The 17,121-nt window shown below is 36.1% G+C and carries 16 protein-coding genes; 9 read left to right on the forward strand and 7 right to left on the reverse strand.

From position 1 onward, the window contains the following. The 5 genes from ABIZ51_10025 to ABIZ51_10045 form a co-directional block, all read left to right on the forward strand. Positions 1-198 (forward strand): RlmF-related methyltransferase (locus tag ABIZ51_10025; GenBank protein MEO7089116.1); only part of this gene is annotated, 198 nt, incomplete at its 5' end. 139 nt (positions 199-337) lie between these two features. Continuing rightward, positions 338-904 (forward strand): transposase, encoded by a 567-nt coding sequence (locus tag ABIZ51_10030; protein ID MEO7089117.1) that lies wholly within the window; start codon positions 338-340, stop codon positions 902-904. A gap of 90 nt (positions 905-994) precedes the next feature. Beyond that, positions 995-1,450 (forward strand): TspO/MBR family protein, encoded by a 456-nt coding sequence (locus tag ABIZ51_10035; protein ID MEO7089118.1) that lies wholly within the window; start codon positions 995-997, stop codon positions 1,448-1,450. Positions 1,451-1,462: 12 nt separating this feature from the next. Continuing rightward, on the forward strand, positions 1,463-2,101 hold the full coding sequence (locus ABIZ51_10040) for an HXXEE domain-containing protein (protein MEO7089119.1): 639 nt from the start codon (positions 1,463-1,465) through the stop codon (positions 2,099-2,101). A gap of 731 nt (positions 2,102-2,832) precedes the next feature. Beyond that, a complete protein-coding gene (locus tag ABIZ51_10045; protein ID MEO7089120.1) occupies positions 2,833-4,998 on the forward strand; it encodes a tetratricopeptide repeat protein in 2,166 nt (721 codons plus the stop codon). 40 nt (positions 4,999-5,038) lie between these two features. Here the strand turns inward: ABIZ51_10045 and ABIZ51_10050 are convergent, their stop codons facing one another. Then, complete coding sequence (locus ABIZ51_10050) at positions 5,039-5,281, reverse strand: hypothetical protein (GenBank protein MEO7089121.1); 243 nt, start codon at positions 5,279-5,281, stop codon at positions 5,039-5,041. 98 nt (positions 5,282-5,379) lie between these two features. On the opposite strand from ABIZ51_10050, the gene ABIZ51_10055 reads away from it, so the two are divergent. Continuing rightward, entirely contained in the window at positions 5,380-5,793 is a 414-nt protein-coding gene (locus ABIZ51_10055) for a hypothetical protein (protein ID MEO7089122.1), read from the forward strand. A 121-nt stretch (positions 5,794-5,914) separates the two neighbouring features. Further along, positions 5,915-7,204, forward strand: a complete 1,290-nt coding sequence (locus tag ABIZ51_10060; GenBank protein MEO7089123.1) for a hypothetical protein — start codon at positions 5,915-5,917, stop codon at positions 7,202-7,204. Between the two features lie 42 nt (positions 7,205-7,246). Here the strand turns inward: ABIZ51_10060 and ABIZ51_10065 are convergent, their stop codons facing one another. The 5 genes from ABIZ51_10065 to gcvP all read right to left on the reverse strand — a co-directional run bounded on the left by ABIZ51_10065 (position 7,247) and on the right by gcvP (position 14,805). Then, positions 7,247-8,152 carry a DMT family transporter gene (locus ABIZ51_10065; protein MEO7089124.1) on the reverse strand — a complete coding sequence of 302 codons (906 nt, stop codon included), beginning with the start codon at positions 8,150-8,152 and terminating at the stop codon, positions 7,247-7,249. Then, positions 8,152-8,502, reverse strand: a complete 351-nt coding sequence (locus ABIZ51_10070) for an ArsC/Spx/MgsR family protein (GenBank protein ID MEO7089125.1) — start codon at positions 8,500-8,502, stop codon at positions 8,152-8,154. The genes ABIZ51_10065 and ABIZ51_10070 overlap by 1 nt, the downstream gene beginning before the upstream one ends. A 103-nt stretch (positions 8,503-8,605) precedes the next feature. Continuing rightward, a complete protein-coding gene (locus tag ABIZ51_10075) occupies positions 8,606-10,483 on the reverse strand; it encodes a T9SS type A sorting domain-containing protein (GenBank protein MEO7089126.1) in 1,878 nt (625 codons plus the stop codon). Positions 10,484-10,635: 152 nt separating this feature from the next. Beyond that, positions 10,636-11,826 (reverse strand): T9SS type A sorting domain-containing protein, encoded by a 1,191-nt coding sequence (locus tag ABIZ51_10080; protein MEO7089127.1) that lies wholly within the window; start codon positions 11,824-11,826, stop codon positions 10,636-10,638. 105 nt (positions 11,827-11,931) lie between these two features. Further along, a complete protein-coding gene (gene gcvP, locus ABIZ51_10085; protein MEO7089128.1) occupies positions 11,932-14,805 on the reverse strand; it encodes an aminomethyl-transferring glycine dehydrogenase in 2,874 nt (957 codons plus the stop codon). A 135-nt stretch (positions 14,806-14,940) separates the two neighbouring features. Between gcvP and ABIZ51_10090 the strand changes: the two genes are divergently transcribed. Both ABIZ51_10090 and ABIZ51_10095 read left to right on the forward strand, forming a co-directional pair. Further along, positions 14,941-15,576 carry a hypothetical protein gene (locus ABIZ51_10090; protein ID MEO7089129.1) on the forward strand — a complete coding sequence of 212 codons (636 nt, stop codon included), beginning with the start codon at positions 14,941-14,943 and terminating at the stop codon, positions 15,574-15,576. Positions 15,577-15,771: 195 nt separating this feature from the next. Beyond that, a complete protein-coding gene (locus tag ABIZ51_10095) occupies positions 15,772-16,479 on the forward strand; it encodes a UbiA family prenyltransferase (GenBank protein ID MEO7089130.1) in 708 nt (235 codons plus the stop codon). Here ABIZ51_10095 and ABIZ51_10100 read toward each other — a convergent pair. Then, positions 16,451-17,116: a class I SAM-dependent methyltransferase gene (locus ABIZ51_10100; GenBank protein ID MEO7089131.1), complete on the reverse strand. Its 666-nt coding sequence runs from the start codon at positions 17,114-17,116 to the stop codon at positions 16,451-16,453. The two genes, ABIZ51_10095 and ABIZ51_10100, sit on opposite strands and share 29 nt — an antisense overlap. Between the last annotated feature and the right edge of the window lie 5 nt (positions 17,117-17,121).

Genomic DNA, 17,121 nt, shown 5'->3' on the forward strand with positions numbered 1-17,121 from the left:
AAAAACTGTTTATGGTTTTCAACCTTAGTCTCTAAAAGTTCGAATCTAAAAGAAATTTACAAGGTATTGGAAGAAATGAATGCACTTCAAGTAAAAACAATCCCGATGGAAACGGGTAATAAATCTACTCGAATTGTAGCTTGGACATTTCTCTCGAAAGAAGAACAAAAAAAGTGGAAAGAAACGAGATGGAAATAATTCACAATCAGAAAACGATTGACAAATTCTAACATAAATAACAGACTTCGTTAAGCGTAGCGTCTCGCTACGCTTTTATTAATCGGCACCTTGCCGAAATATATTTCATAAAATCAATACTTGTATCTTTGAGATAAAAATGACAATAGGTTATCAAATAAAAGAACAAGATCAGCTGTATTTCATTACACTACAAGTGGTAAAGTGGGTGGATATTTTTACAAGACAATGCTATCGAGATATAATCATCACAAATTTGGCATATTGCCAAAAGAACAAAGAGCTTCAAGTATATGCTTGGGTTATAATGAGTAATCACATTCATTTATTAGTCCGCAGTCAAAAAGAAGAGCTTAGTTCAATTCTAAGAGATTTTAAAAGCTATACAAGTAAAAAAATAATAGAAGAAATAAATAGCTGTAATGAAAGTAGAAAAGAATGGATGTTAAAACTATTTAAAGATGCTGCATTTAAGCATAAAAGAAATTCGGAATATCAATTTTGGACACATGAAAACCATGCAGAACACATCTACTCCAATAATTTTATGGAACAAAAGTTAGATTACATTCATAATAATCCTGTTAGAGCAGGTCTTGTTGAAAAGCCAGAAGAATACAGCTATTCAAGTGCAAAAGATTATGCAGGAGAAAAAGGATTATTGGAAATAGAAACAGTAATGATAAAATGGAAAACTTACAAATAAGGCTCGAAGCCTTGTTAAAAGAAAGCGTAGCGAGACGCTACGTTGAACGAAAGAAATGAAATAATGTATTAATAATCTAAATCACAAAAGATGAAAAGAATTATTATATTTCTACTACTGAACTTTGCCGCTTTGGGCTTAGGCGGACTTTTTACAAGCAAGGGCGTTCCTTCTGAATGGTACATTCATTTAAACAAAGCTCCATGGACACCGCCTGGTTGGGTATTTGGTGCAGCATGGACATTGATTATGATTTGTTTCGCTTTTTATATGTCCAGCTTGTGGAAATACTCTGTAAGCAAGAGTTTGATTATTGCTCTCTATGTTATCCAATTGATGTTAAACATCTCGTGGAATCCCATCTTTTTCCAATTTCACGATGTTTTATTTGGACTCATTGTTATTACATTACTCACTCTTTTAATTGGATTCATACTCGTTTATTATCATTCCATTTTAAAGATAAAGTCTACGCTTATAATGCCGTACTTTTTGTGGCTATTAATTGCTACGTCATTAAACGCCTACATTCTAATCTATAATTAGAACTCGAATAATATGAATTTCTTAAGAAAGCATTGGTTTGACATTGGAGGATTTTTAGCCATTATAACTTTGCTATTTATCTATTTCAATTTTAAGACACTTTCCAACTTTCAACTTTTAATGTGGCTAAGTTTGGTTACGCTTTTTTTCCATCAATTAGAAGAATATCGAATTGTAGGAACGTTTCCAGGAATGATAAATACGGCAATGTTTAAAAGCGAAATGCCCGACCGCTACCCTTTAAACTCAAACACGGCTCTTTATATCAATGTAGTTTTAGGTTGGCTATTGTATTCACTTGCAGCGCTGTTTTCCGAAAAAGCCATTTGGTTATGTATAGCTACCATGCTGATTTCATTTGGTAATATAATTGCACATACATTTCTTTTTAATATCAAAGGGAAAACTTTTTATAATGCAGGAATGGCAACCTGTTGGCTACTTTTTGCGCCTTGCATTTATTTTTTTATAACAATCATTTATAATGATCATTTGGTTACCAATAAAGACTATTTAATTGGGATTATACTTGGTATCATTCTAAACATATTCGGAGTTTTAAAACCCATTGTTTGGTTTGCTGATAAAAACACAAGCTATATTTTCGAACAACGTAATTTGTTATTGAAGGATAGAAAAAACATCCAATAGAATTAATTTTACATCTTCTTTCTTTTGTCTTACAAACAAATGAAAGAAGCAAAGAAAAATTCAAGGCTTGGCTTTCTCATTTCATTTTAGCTTCCTGAAAGCTATTCATCGGGTGATTTCCTCACATCCGTTCGGAACTTCCCGAATTCATCACGCTTTCATTTTGCTAAAATTTTATTCGAAATCCGATGCCATTGTTACATTCAACCTCTTTCCCGGACCTTCTCCGAAGGAGAAGAAATAATGAAGGATTTAAAACCGACATCGGATGGCTTGGATTTCTCATTACATTTTAAAAACCTCTCCTTTATTAGGAATCCGATACCGAAAAAGTATTTTCGAAAAATATTTTTTGAACGTGTGTTGGCAATGAAAGCATACGATGCCGTGTTGCTTGTGTGTGAGGAATTATGCTTTCTTGATTTTTTTTTCTTTTTGGATTAAGCCAAAAAGATAATAAAAGAATAAATTGCTACTTATGTTCTTCTGACTTGAAAAAGAACGTAGCTCTTTAATTCGAAATCCGATGCCGCTATTTGAGCTTACAAACTTACCAACCTAACAACTTAAAACTCTCGAACTTAATAATCTATATTGTTGCAAGGAAAATATGCCTTATTTTTGAAACGTAAAGCGAAAATTTTTTTGTTGACTATCTCGCTTTTTATAATGTAATAGATGTAATTGCTCAGGCAATGCTACCGTGACCTAAACGTAACTTAAAAACAAGAATGAAAAAATATTTATTGCTTCTTTTAGTCGTACTGAACTTGTTTCAGAATCTCAACCTTAATGCACAAACCAAAGAAGGCGAAACACTTCTTGACAGTTTGCAAACAGCATTAAAAAACTACGATGCCAAACGTACTGCATCAAATAAAACTACTTATGACAAAGGCGATACCCTGAAGGTAAATATTTTAAATAGTTTAAGCTGGAAGCTAATGAACACAGGCGACTACGCCAAAGCAAAACAAAATGCTGATGATGCCTTGGCTATCTCCGAAAAAGTTGATTTCAAAAAAGGAATAGCAAATGCTTACAATATCATCGGAGTTATTTATGATGATCAAGGCAATTACCCTGATGCCTTGAAAAATTATTTTGCAGCTTTAAAAATAAGAGAAGACATTGGCGACAAAAAAGGAATCGGAAGCTCATACAATAACATCGGAATGGTTTATAGAAACCAAGGCAATTACCCTGAAGCTTTGAAAAATCATTTCGCTTCTCTGAAAATATATAAAGAAATTGGGTACAAACATGGAATTGGTAGCTGTTACATTAATCTTGGAATTATTAATTTGGAACAAGGCAATTACGCGGATGCTTTGAAAAATAATTTTGCAGCTTTAAAAATAGAAGAAGAAATTGGCGATAAAAATATAATTGATCTTACATACAATAACATCGGACTTGTTTATGACGATCAAGGCAATTATCCTGCTGCTTTGAAAAATTATTTTGCTGCTTTAAAAATAGCTCAAGAAATTGGCGACAAAAAAACAATTGCTGTTGCTGAAAATAACATCGGAGATAATTATGACAATCAAGGCAACTATCCCGATGCCTTAAAGAATTATTTTACGGCTTTAAACATAAATAAAGAAATTGGCGACAAACATGGAAGTGCTACCTGTTATATTAATATTGGAAAAGTAAATACTAAACTCAAAAAATTTACTGAAGCAAAAAAATACTTGCTTCAGGGGCGTTCACTTGCAATTGAAGTAGGAAGTAAAGAATATATTAAACAAAGTTACATCTGTTTGTCAGAATTAGACAGCGCCACCGGCAACTGGAAAGATGCCTACCTGCATCATAAATTATACATCCTCTACCGCGATAGTTTGGTGAATGAAGAGAACACCAAAAAAATAGTACAAGCTCAAATGCAATATCAGTTTGATATAAAGGAAGCCACTACAAAAGCAGAACAGGATAAAAAAGATGCAAAAGTAGGAGAAGAAGAAAAAAAACAAGCATTAATACGCAATGGTTTTATTGGAGGCTTTGCATTAGTATTAATACTTGCAGGTGTAAGCTATAGAAGTTACCGAAGAAAAAGAAAAGACAATGTGCTTATTACAAAACAAAAAAAGGAAGTAGAAAAACAAAAACAGTTGGTAGAGGAGAAAAACAGAGAAATAACTGCAAGTATTAATTATGCTTTAAGAATACAAACAGCCATACTACCTTCTAATCGTATTGTTCAACAATATTTAGAAAACTCATTTATCGTTTACAAACCCAAAGACATAGTAGCAGGAGATTTTTACTGGATGGAAACTACAGAGGATTTAGTTTTGTTTGCCGCTTGTGATTGTACAGGACACGGAGTGCCAGGTGCAATGGTTTCGGTTGTTTGTCATAATGCACTTAACAGAGCAGTACGAGAGTTTGGTTTAACAAAACCATCTGCAATACTTGATAAAACAAATGAATTAGTAAAAGAAAACTTTAGCAAAAGTGAAGATGATATTAAAGATGGAATGGACATCTCGCTATGTGCTTATTATCCAAAAACAAAAACATTACAATGGTCGGGTGCTAACAATCCATTGTGGTTATTTAAGAATAACGAACTAATAGAAACTCGTGCAGACAAACAACCGATAGGCAAAAGTGAAAACAACAAACCATTCACCAACCACGAATTTAAATTAAACATTTGTGATACTATTTATATTTTTAGTGATGGTTTTTCCGACCAGTTTGGCGGTGAAGGAGAAAAGAAATTGACTAAAAAGCGTTTCAGAGAATTACTCTTATCCATCCAAAACCAAACAATGCAACAACAAGGTAATACATTAGATAAATTTATAACCGAGTACAGAAAGGAAATGGAACAAACAGACGACATCCTTGTAATGGGTGTGAAAATAGGAAATAGATAACAGTCCCCATTTGCTGAATAGACCCAAAGCCACTTCCAATTTATCGCAAGGCAAAGTTATCTGAAGCATAGTCATACCCACCTGAATTACTGGCACGCACATCTGAATTACAGGCATACACAGATGATTTATAGACATACCCAGATGAATTATAGGCATACACAGATGATTTACTGGCATACCCACCTGAATTATAGGCATACACAGATGATTTATAGGCATATTCATCTGAACTATAGGCACATTTAGCAAAAAGAGAAGCCTTAAAAACTAAACCACACAAAGGATTCACTACTTTTTAGGAAAATTTAACATCTCCAAAGCAATAATCAATTAGCTACCCGCGTTTTTGGACATATTAACAATTTAAACCAAATAAAAATGGGTAAAAGAACAGTAAGAATAAAGGTACCGCGCCATAGGCCGGGAGATTTATTGCGTCTCGCTCAACGTATTTTAGAAAAGAGCACAATTGATGGAGTTAGCTGTCCAATCACTCCAGCGGATTTGGCAAACATGCAATCGCTTATCGATTCCGCGTTAGTTGCCCGAAATCACAGCATCGAGCTGCGCGAAGAAAGTGAAGGCGAAATGCAAGTAGCCCGTGCAGCTATGGGTACTGAGAAGGGGCAAACATCCAGTACTCCGAATACTATTAGTTACCTCGTCTCAAAAATGCGAGATGTGTTAATAGCTACCTATCGTGGTAGAGAGGAGCAGCTTAGCCAGTACGGCTTTAATGTAGTAGTTAATGCCTACGTCCCGAAAGGCAAAGGGAATAAGTCTGTTACCTGACAGATTCGCTTTGTGTATCTGTAAACCACATCCTAAAAGGATGTGGTTTCTTTTTAATATGAAAAGAGGAGGTGTATTTTTCAATAAAATAGCTTACTATTGTAATTGAAATGGCAATCGGATGAAAAAAATATTTCTCATTTTTATTTTAGGCACCGTATTAGTGGCTTGTAACAAAGACCAAAGCGATTCGCAGCCTCCTGTGATTACGATTTCCTCCCCTTATCCAAATCAACTCTTTCATGTAAACGATACCATTATCATAACCGCTAAGGTGAGCGATGAAACACAACTAACAAGTATTTCTATATCCTTAGAGAACGCACAATTGGCGCGAGTAATGCCCTCTGTAAACATTCCTGTAGTATCCAAAAACATGAACTTCACCGATAGGTATGTATTGTCTGAACAGCACTTGTTGTCGGGCATTTATTATGTTACCGTAACCGCTTCTGATGGCTATAACCTTATCAGTGGCTTTCAGAAGATTTCCATTATTGCATCGCCACGCAAACGTATGGGCATTTACGCCCTTACACAACCTTACAGCAGCCAAATAAATGTAGTGAAGATTGATACCCTGTTTCACGCAGCTCAACAAACATCGCTGCTCTCCGATTATTCCGGCTCCGTAATGAATTCCTATTATCAGCAATTAACCATTGCAGGCAGTTACACAGGGCATTTGAATGCGATCAACCTTTCTACAAACACCACGCAATGGTCGCATCCTTCGGGTTCTGGCTCTACACCTTATTTTGAAGGCATTTACAACGATGACACCTTGAGTTATGTGCCGCTCTATAACGGACAAATTTACGCCTATGATGCAAACGGAATGCAGGCTTTTTCAGCAACTGCCGACCCCAACTATTATGGCACACAGCTTTACAAACAAAATGGGATGTTATTTGTTGCGGAGAAATACATTACAGGTACTTCCTACAAATTAGTAACCTATTATTGCCCCTTTGGGGCTAATTTACAAGAAGCTGCGATGCCAATGAACGCCATTGCCATTTGTCCGAAAGACAATAACGATATTTTCGTATTCGGTAACAATGCCGGGCAGGGCGTAATGGAACTATACACCATCAATAACAATGTGTTTTACAGTCCGCAAACATTACCCGCGGGAAAACTGCTTTCTGCCGTAGCCATTGATGCCGATGATTGGCTGCTGGGTTGCGATAACAACACGGTTTATAAATACCAATATTCCATCAACAGTTTAACGGCATATATTACCAATGCACGCGCGTATCACTTGTTGTACGACGACTTAAACAATCAAGTAATTGTAGCGACTAAGAATACCGTTTCGGAGTACAATTATACCACCGCAGCAATGGTGAATACGGTTTCTGTAACGGATTCCATTATCAACATTCATTTGCTTTTCAATAAATAGTTTTTGGGAGATATTGATTTTATCGTTTGAAAAAATTATTTTTCAAACAGGTATTTTCGGTTGTGGGACACTGGGTTTACTCACCATGTAAACGCCAAAAAAGATAAAGATAGCTGCAATTATTTTGAGGAGATTCAATTCGTCTTTCCCGAAAAACAAAGCGATTAAGGTTGCGAAAACAGGTTGTAAATAAATATACGAACTAACAATGGACGGACTTAGTTTTTCCAAGGCATAGGTGTTTAAAAAATAAGTAATAAAGGTTACTACCACTACCACAAACAAAATACAACACCAAACGGAAAGAGAGATATGCGCCCAATGTACCGCCAGCGCATCGGAATACCCAAACGGAATAACGTAAATCATTCCGAATAAAAACATCCATTTCATAATGGCTGTTGCCGGATATTTCCTCAATAAAGGTTTTGCGAGTACAAGGTAAATAGCCCAAGAGACGGAATTCAACAATACCAATAAATCGCCTTTAATTGTTTCGGAGCCGAAAGAAAAGTTTTTTTTGAAAAGTAGTAGAATAGTTGCGCCGATAATGCCAAACAGTATTCCGGAAAATTTCCGAGAAGAGATGCGCTCTTTTAAGAAAAAGGCGGAAAATAAGGCTACTATAATCGGATTCGAAATCATAATAATGGACGCATTAACAGGCGTTGTGATATTTAATCCTTTAAAAAAGAGCAATTGGTTGGCGGCGGCTCCAAACAGTCCGAGCAACATTAATTTCGGAAAATCTTTCTTCTCTATTTTCACTGTTTTGTACATAAGTGAAAACAACCAATACAGAAATGTGGCGCCTACTACGCGCACGAGAATAAACCCGAACGGACGAATGTAATCGGGCATTACTTCTTTGGCAATGGTATAATTGGCAGCGTAAAAAATAGTTACAAAAAACAATGCCAGATGAGCTTTTAAAGCGTTGTTTTTCATTATAGGATTGCTTTTACAGCAGCAATGGTTTGTTTGGCATTACCAATAAAAATACGATTATCCACCACAATAACAGGACGTTTTAGAAACGTATATTCTTCTAAAATATAGTTGCGATATTCTTTTTCGCTGAGCGCTTTTTCTTTTAAATTCAAGGCTTTGTATTTCATCGCCGTGCGACTAAATAAAGCTTCGTAGCTGCCACTCAATTCTTTTAATTGATCCAATTGGGCTGGACTTATTTTTTCGTTTTTTATATCTTGAAAAATAAAATTATCAGCTGCTAAATCAAGCTCTTTGATAATTCGCTGACAAGTAGAACAAGAGGATAAAAAGAATATCTTTCGCATGTAATTAGAAGTAAGCTGCAAATGTAGAAAACTAAATGTGCGTAAAAAAAGCGTCTCGAAAAATTAATTTTTCGAGACGCTTTTTTAAGGACAAAACGGGTTGTTATTTCACTACCACCAAACGTTTTGTTAAAGAAGCATTGCCTGCATAAAGAGTGTAAGAATAAACACCATTTGGCAAACCAGCTACATTCAAATGGATGGAATGTTTTCCAGCTAATTGATCGCCTTGATTTACAGTCATCATTAATTTACCTGTAACATCGTAAATTCTCATAAAAACAGCAGAATGATTAACCAATTCATAATTCACTGCCGTTGTTTGATTGGCAGGATTTGGAATGTTTTGATACAATTTCAAATTTCCATTAGACGAAAGTTCAGGAACTCCCAATGGGGCTAAAATATTCAAGCGAATAAAAGGAACGTTGTTTATATATCCCCAGCTTGGAGTTGAGCCACCAGCAATGTAAACAAATGATGTTTGTATTGGTTGTTGTGTAACCGCATCATTCGCAACAGCTACTTTACCAGAAGAATTACCTCCCACTAAAATACCCGCAAAATACTTTGTTCCTGCTGTAAGTACAGTAGGAGGTATTTGCAAAGTAACCCACTGTTTAGTAGTAGAAGGCCCGCCAACATTGTATTGATTTCCGGTAACTATATTATTAAACGCACTGTCTAATAATACAGGAGAAAAGAATGATCCGTTTGCAGAAGAATCCGTTACAAAAACAGAAATAGACGTTGCTGTAGCTCCGCTTGGGAAATAAAATAAATTAGCCAATTGAGAACCATCAACATTACCATTTGTAAACTGAGCTGGACTGATAAATCCAACACCTGTAGTGTCTCCGTTATCACGTGCATAAACAGAATCTGAAATAGAAAAACGATCTCCTACAATGATGTTGTTAGAGCTATCCAAATCCGTTTGAGTTTGACTTACGCTGAAAGTAGTAGTATAGCTTTTGCCATTAACAGCCGACGGTGTAAAAGTAGTTGGAACTGCTACTGTATCTGCCATTGAAGATGGGAAACTGGCTATAGCCGGAGAAGATTGATTAAAAACAGAAGTAGAACCATCGGAAACATTTGCGTTCAATATCACATTCGTTTCTGTATTCACACCTGAGTTAAACAAAGCACCACGGAATGTAATCGGAGCTACTTGACTCATTGGTGTTTGTGTGTAAAAACCTCCATTTTGATACGAAAAATCAGAATAGGCAGTATTCAATGCCATATCGTCTGCTGGTTTGTCAATGATAGATACATCATCTACTTCCCAAGAATAACCACATCCTGGACCGTTAGCTAAAGAACTCGGGCTGTAAAACTCAAAACGAATCCATACGGTAGATTGTCCTCCCGCAGTGGGTGTAATATCTACTTTTAACGTTGTCGGATTCACTCCGTTTCCACCTCCGCAATACGCATTTCCGACCATACTTGCATTTACTGGATATTTTACCCAAGTGGTACCATCGTTACTTACAAAGACGAAAGTACTGTCTGAAAATCGTTTATACCACTCTTGAAAAACCAAACGCACATTTGCGTGTGCCGATAAGTTAATTGAATTTGCAGTAGTTAAATCTGCTATTTCGTTGCCGCTGCAATCTTGGTTAGAATCAAACCAAGCAAAACCGTTGGCTGCTGTAGTAGAATTTATTTTTCCGATACCATAACCCCCAGAGTTGGTTGGTCCAGCAGTTCCAATTTGCCAATTACCGTAAACAGAATCTGCAGTAAGTGCGTTTCCTGATCTTACCCATTTGGATGGAACGGAAAAATCATCCGACCATATTGCCCCAGCCAAGGTAGCAGGAGGCGTATTTTTTTTCAAAAAATGAGCAGACGGAGTTGTTGTTTTGTGGTGCTTCGCCGTGCTTGATAGTTTTGCTTCTGGCTTGTGTTGCGCAAAGGCAAACGTACTAAAAGCAATGCTCGCAGTTAATAATGTAATTTTTTTCATAGGGGGTTTTATTTAGTTTAAAAATAGAATTTCTGCAAAGGTAAACTATTTTTCCAAAACGGTTATTGATATTTAATGAACCAAAAATAAAGGCACAAAAAAAGGGCTTCGAAAAATTAATTTTTCGAAGCCCTTTTTAATCTATTAAAAAATTATTTCACAACAACCATTTTGTTGGTTAATCTGTGATCGTCTGCTTTCAAAGAATAATAATAAGTACCAGCAGCTAAATTAGCTACGTTTACTTGGATGCTGTGTTTTCCAACAACTTCTGCACCTTGATTCATATCCATAACAAGTCTTCCTGTTACATCGAATACTTTCAAATCAACATTTTTTGCTGCATCAGCTAATTGATAACCAATAGTTGCAGTGGATGTTGAAGGGTTTGGATAACATTGTCCTAATGTTAAGCCTTCGATAGTACGACCATCATTGATACCAGTAGTGTTGTTAAAAGTAACCATTGCTACCATGCGGATATCCTGAATATATGTTGGTTCTTGTGTTGTACCACATGTATATCCAATATTTTGTCCTGCAGCGTTAGGAAGTTGACCGTAAGTAGCAAATTGTGCAAATTGAACAAAACTATTAACCGTGATTGCTGGTGTTTTAATAGGGTTGTAAAGTGTTGTTACTGCGTATGGACTACTGCTACAAGTAATAGATCCGAATCCAGCTACAAAACCGAGTGTATCCATTTTGCTTCCAAAATATTGTACTTGTACTGCAAATTTAGCTGCTCCTGTTATTGCTTGGTTAAATCCAAAAGCAACCATTCTTTGCTGAAGCCAATTTCCAGTAAGTGGAGAGCTTGGAGGGATTATCATTGGATTTACTGCAATTGGCGCTCCTGTAGGATAACCGCCTGCATTTACAGGAATTAAACTAACAACTAAAGTATCAGCCATTCCAGAAGCATTGCTTTGTCCTAAACTGATATAAATTGAATCTACCACTAAACCACTAACTACTTTTTGTGCATAACCTACTTGATTGTTAGAATCATAAATAGAGTCAAATGCAGTTAGGAAATAATTCAACGGAGTATTTGTTGCAGAACTATCTGCAGGCCATTTGTAATGCGCATTTATGTTCCATGCAAATGCCATGTAAGTACCAGCTGTGTACAAAATCGAATCTGCTGATTCATAATTGATGTAAACAGTTGTTGCTCCTTGAGTGGAAGGAGGCTGGTGATTTCTTCTTTGTGCTTTCACAGGTGTTATGCTGTGTGCTTTGTAAAGTTTAGGAGTAGCGAGATGCAAAGGAGCTACTTCCTGTGCGAACGTGGCAAGACCCAAGGATACAGCCACAACAGTAGTAATTAATTTTTTCATGTTTTATTTTTTTTAGTTTTGTTTGATTTTAATTATTTTTTAATTCTCTATTGACGTGCAAATATAGTCAGAGTTTAATTACGTCCAAATTTTTTAACAAAAAAATTATGCTAATTCTTTTTCTGTCTGATAATTCTCTATTGGCGGACAGGCACAAATTAAATTCCGATCGCCATGCGCATTGTCCACACGCGCTACACTTGGCCAAAATTTACTTTCTTTTACCCATGTTAGTGGATACACCGCTTTTTCGCGCGAATATGAATGCGCCCAAGTGTCAGTTATCACGGATTTTGCTGTGTGAGGCGCATTTTTTAAAACATTATCTTCCTTGTCTGCTTTGCCCGAAATAATTTCATCAATTTCTTTTTTGATGGAAATCATCGCTTCGCAAAAACGATCTAATTCTTCTTTCGATTCACTTTCGGTTGGCTCTACCATTAAAGTATCATGTACCGGAAACGAAACCGTTGGCGCGTGAAATCCATAATCCATTAATCGTTTTGCGATATCGCCTACTTCTATTCCTGCTTCGCGTTTAAACGCGACACAATCCAAAATCATTTCGTGTGCACAACGTCCATTTTTTCCACTGTAAAGTGTTTTATAATTATTTTTTAATGATTCTTTGATGTAGTTGGCATTCAATATCGCTAATTTAGTTGCTTCAGTTACGCCTTCTCTACCAAGCATTTTAATATAACCATACGAAATTAAAAGTATCAATGCACTTCCGTAAGGTGCTGCCGAAACTGCCGAAATCGCTTTCTCACCACCTGTTTTAATAAGCACATGTCCCGGAAGAAACGGCACTAATTGTTTTGCCACACCAATTGGTCCCATTCCCGGACCGCCGCCACCGTGCGGGATTGCAAATGTTTTGTGTAAGTTCAAATGACAAACATCTGCACCAATATTTCCTGGACTTGTTAAACCAACTTGCGCATTCATATTGGCGCCATCCATATAAACTTGTCCACCATTTTCATGGATAATATTCGTAATTTCAATAATACTTTCTTCGTAAACGCCGTGTGTGCTCGGATAAGTAACCATTAAACATGATAAATTATTTTTATTAGCAATGGCTTTTTCACGCAAATCGTTTGCGTCAATATTCCCTTTTACATCACACTTTACAATAATTATTTTCATTCCTGCCATAGCTGCACTTGCCGGATTGGTACCATGTGCACTTGCTGGAATCAACGCTACATTTCTATGCGCATCGCCACGTGATTGATGGTACGCTTGAATTACCAATAATCCTGCATATTCGCCTTGTGCGCCACTATTCGGCTGAAAACTCATTTTTGCAAAGCCAGTTATTTCAGATAAATTTCTATCCAATTCAGCAATTATTTCCTGATAACCTTGCGCTTGATCCACAGGAACGAAGGGATGAATGTTCGCAAATTCATTCCAAGTAATTGGATACAATTCCGACGCAGCATTTAATTTCATCGTACAAGAACCTAAGGAAATCATCGAATGCGTGAGCGACAAATCTTTATTTTCCAAACGTTTTATATAACGCATCATATCTGTTTCGGAATGATATTTATTAAAAACAGGATGTGTTAAAATAGAAGACTTTCTGTACTTAATTTTTGCTGTTTGATCAAAAATGTTTTTTTCAGAGATTTCAGAAATATTTTTTCCAGAAGCCTTTGCAAATAGTTGCACAATCGCATTTACATCTTCAGTATTGGTGGTTTGATCTACCGAAATAGTAAGTGCGTTTTCGAGGTATCGAAAATTTATTTTTTCAGTCTCTGCTAAAATTTTTATTTTAGAAGGTTTGATATTATTTATTTTAATCGTGTCAAAATAATTTTCCGAAGAAACATCAAATCCTAATTTTTTTAATTCGCTTGCTAAAGTAGCAGCCGTTAGATGCACTTGTTCCGCAATTCCCTTCAAACCTTCTGGTCCGTGATAAACTGCGTACATACTTGCCATAATCGCCAACAAAGCTTGAGCGGTACAAATATTGGAAGTTGCTTTGTCTCTACGAATGTGTTGCTCGCGTGTTTGCAATGCCATTCGCAAAGCCGCATTTCCTTGCGCATCTTGCGACACGCCAATAATACGTCCTGGAATAATCCGTTTGTATTCTTCGCGACAAGCAAAAAATGCCGCATGCGGTCCACCATAACCCATCGGCACACCAAAGCGTTGCGTATTGCCAACAACCACATCTGCGCCCCATTCGCCAGGAGGCGTTAATAAAACCAAACTTAAAATATCAGCAGCAACGGCAACAGCACACCCGTTTGCTTTTGCGATTTTTACAAATTCTGCGTAGTCATTTACAATTCCATCAGCTGTTGGATATTGCAACAAAATGCCATACATTTTTTTATTGAAATTTATTTTTTTGACATCGCCAATAATTAATTCAATTCCTAATGGAAGTGCGCGTGTTTTAAGTGTATCAATGGTTTGCGGATAACATTCGTCCGAAACAAAAAATTGATTTGCTTCATTTTTCATTGCTTCGCGCGAACGATTATTATACAACATGGTCATTGCTTCTGCCGCGGCGGTTGCTTCATCCAACAAAGAAGCATTGGCGATTTCCATTCCGGTTAAATCCATAATCATGGTTTGGAAATTAAGCAAAGCCTCCAGACGACCTTGTGCAATTTCTGCCTGATAAGGTGTGTAAGCGGTGTACCAACCCGGATTTTCCAACACATTTCGTTGATTCACCGCTGGAATAATCGTATTGTAATAACCTAATCCGATATACGATTTGAAAACTTTATTTTTGGAAGCCAAAACGCGCAAATGTTTTTGATAATCGTATTCGCTCATTCCTGCAGCTAAATCAAGCGGTTTTTTTAAGCGAATGTTCGCGGGAATCGTTTGATCAATCAATTCATCCAGCGATTGTACGCCAATTTTTTTCAGCATTTGTGTTATTTCATTTTTGCGCGGACCATTATGGCGCGCAGCAAATACATCTTTCATCATGTTTTCCTTTTTTTTAAGAAGCACAAAGATAATGAGAATTGCAATTTGTATTTCATTGTTAAAAACAAAAATTAGTACTTTTCGCAGCTATTTATCAAATTGATTAGCTTTACCAAGAAATTTTTTTTCGAAGAGATGAAATACACAAACTTTTTTTTATTCGTTTTCTGCTTTTTTTTCGGGTTTTCTGTTGCTATTTCTGCACAACAAAAATCCTACAGCGCTTCCACTGACAGCATTCTATTGTTAAACGGGAAACAATTTGTTACTCATATTGTGGACACGCTGAATGGTTTAGTAACACTCAAAAATCCAAACGGCAATAAAAAAAATATTTTACTCGAGAAAGACCGTATTTACCAAATTAATTTCGGCAACGGCACAAAAAAAACATATTATAAGCAAGATTCATTGGAGGAAAATTATTTTACAGTAGCGGAAATGGGCTATTTTATCAAAGGAGAACAAGATGCGCGCAAAGGCTTTAAGCCTTGGTGGACAACGGTAGGCGGCGGTGTTAGTGGTTTTGGAGGAGGTTTGGTCGCAAGCATTTTAGCTCCTGTACCCGTTTTTGTTTTTTTTATTGCGTCTGGAATTCCAAAAGTTCGAATTCGGCATGAAACGGTTTCCAACATCGAATATTTAAAACACGATACCTACATTATGGGATACGAGCGCGTTGCCCGCAGTAAAAGAGCTTTCAATGTTTTAAAAGGCGGACTAATTGGCTTGGCTGTCGGAATATTTGTAGGGATAAAATATGTGAAATAATTCTTGGAGAGATGTTGTGCGATGAAAAAAATAACCGATTTTGTTCTGTTTACAAATATTTTCGTAGCATTATCGGTAGTCAGCTTGGTTTTTGAAACGCAACTTATTACAAAACACACCATTTCTGATTTTAAATTTCCTATTTTTCTTTTTTTTTCAACCCTTTTTTTATACGATTTTCATCGAATATTTCGGATGAAAACTTCGGTTTCTGATTTTGCATTGCCTCCTCGTCACCAATGGCTTCTTGAAAATAAAATTGCTTTTCGTTTTGTCTTTTTTTTCGCTTTGGCGGGAGAAATTTTTTCCTTAATTTATTATATCAATTGGATGACTTTTCTATGCCTGATTCCGATTGGCGGAATTTCGTTTGGATACACCGTTCCGTTTATAAAAACAAAGCGCGGTTGGATTCGCTTGCGCGATATACGCGGACTAAAAATATTTTTGATAACACTCGTTCTCGGCTTAGTTACCGTTGTACTTCCCGTAGTTGCATACGCTAATCTTTCAGCGCTTCTTCGTCCAGAAATCATTTTTATTTTCATTCGCCGAATGCTTTTTATTTTCGCCATTACCATTCCCTTCGACATTCGCGATGTGGATTACGATCGACAAAATAATATTGAAACCTTACCTGTTTTATTTGGTATTCCGCGCGCTAAAAAAATGGCAATTTATAGCCTTGCCGCTTTCGCGGGATGCGTCATTTTACAACTTTTTATATTGCCGAAAATGTCTTCGTTATACGCTGTAGCACTGATTATTTCTATTGTTCCAACTTCCATTTCAATTTTAAAAACAAAAAAAAGCAGCAGCGATTATTTTTTTTCTTTCGCTGTTGAAGGCATGATGATTGTGCAATGCTTTTTAATTATTGCCGCGTATATAATTGAGCGATAATCAAGCCTTTCAAAAAATATTTTTTTGAGATAGAACAATAACCCAAGTCGAAAAAATATTTTTCGAAGCAAGGCAATTCCGTTACGCCAAGCGCACAAAAGATATTGAAAAAAAAGTACAACAATCGTACAATTAATTTCGAAAAATAATACATCCAACGCGGAGATTTTGAAATATGAAAATCACAAAATAACCATTTCCCTTGCGGAGATAATTTTTCATCCAATCGCTGCATCATTTGCTGTAATTCGTTTCCAGAAAAAAAATCCAGTACAAAAGGCGTAATAATCAAATCGAAAAAATAATTTTTCGGAAGGTCTTTTTCGGAGCCGCAATGAAAAATAATAGAATAGTTTTTTTTAGGAAACTTTTTTTCGACACGTCTTTTTGTTTCCGAAATCATCTTGTCAGAAACATCCAAATAATAATAATTTGTAGTTGTATTTTGTTTTAACAATTCGATTAATAATTTTCCATTCCCCCCACCAATTATCAATACAGACGAGGCTTTATTGATTTCTGACAAAAAATAAATTTGCGATTCGAAAATTTTTTTTCCAAAAAATAAATGGGCTAAACTTTGGTAAATCGGAGCCAGAAAATTAATTCCTTTTCGTATCCGATCTTGTTTTTGCATTTGAA

The organism is Bacteroidia bacterium, from assembly GCA_039924845.1.
GTDB lineage: Bacteria > Bacteroidota > Bacteroidia > DATLTG01 > DATLTG01 > DATLTG01.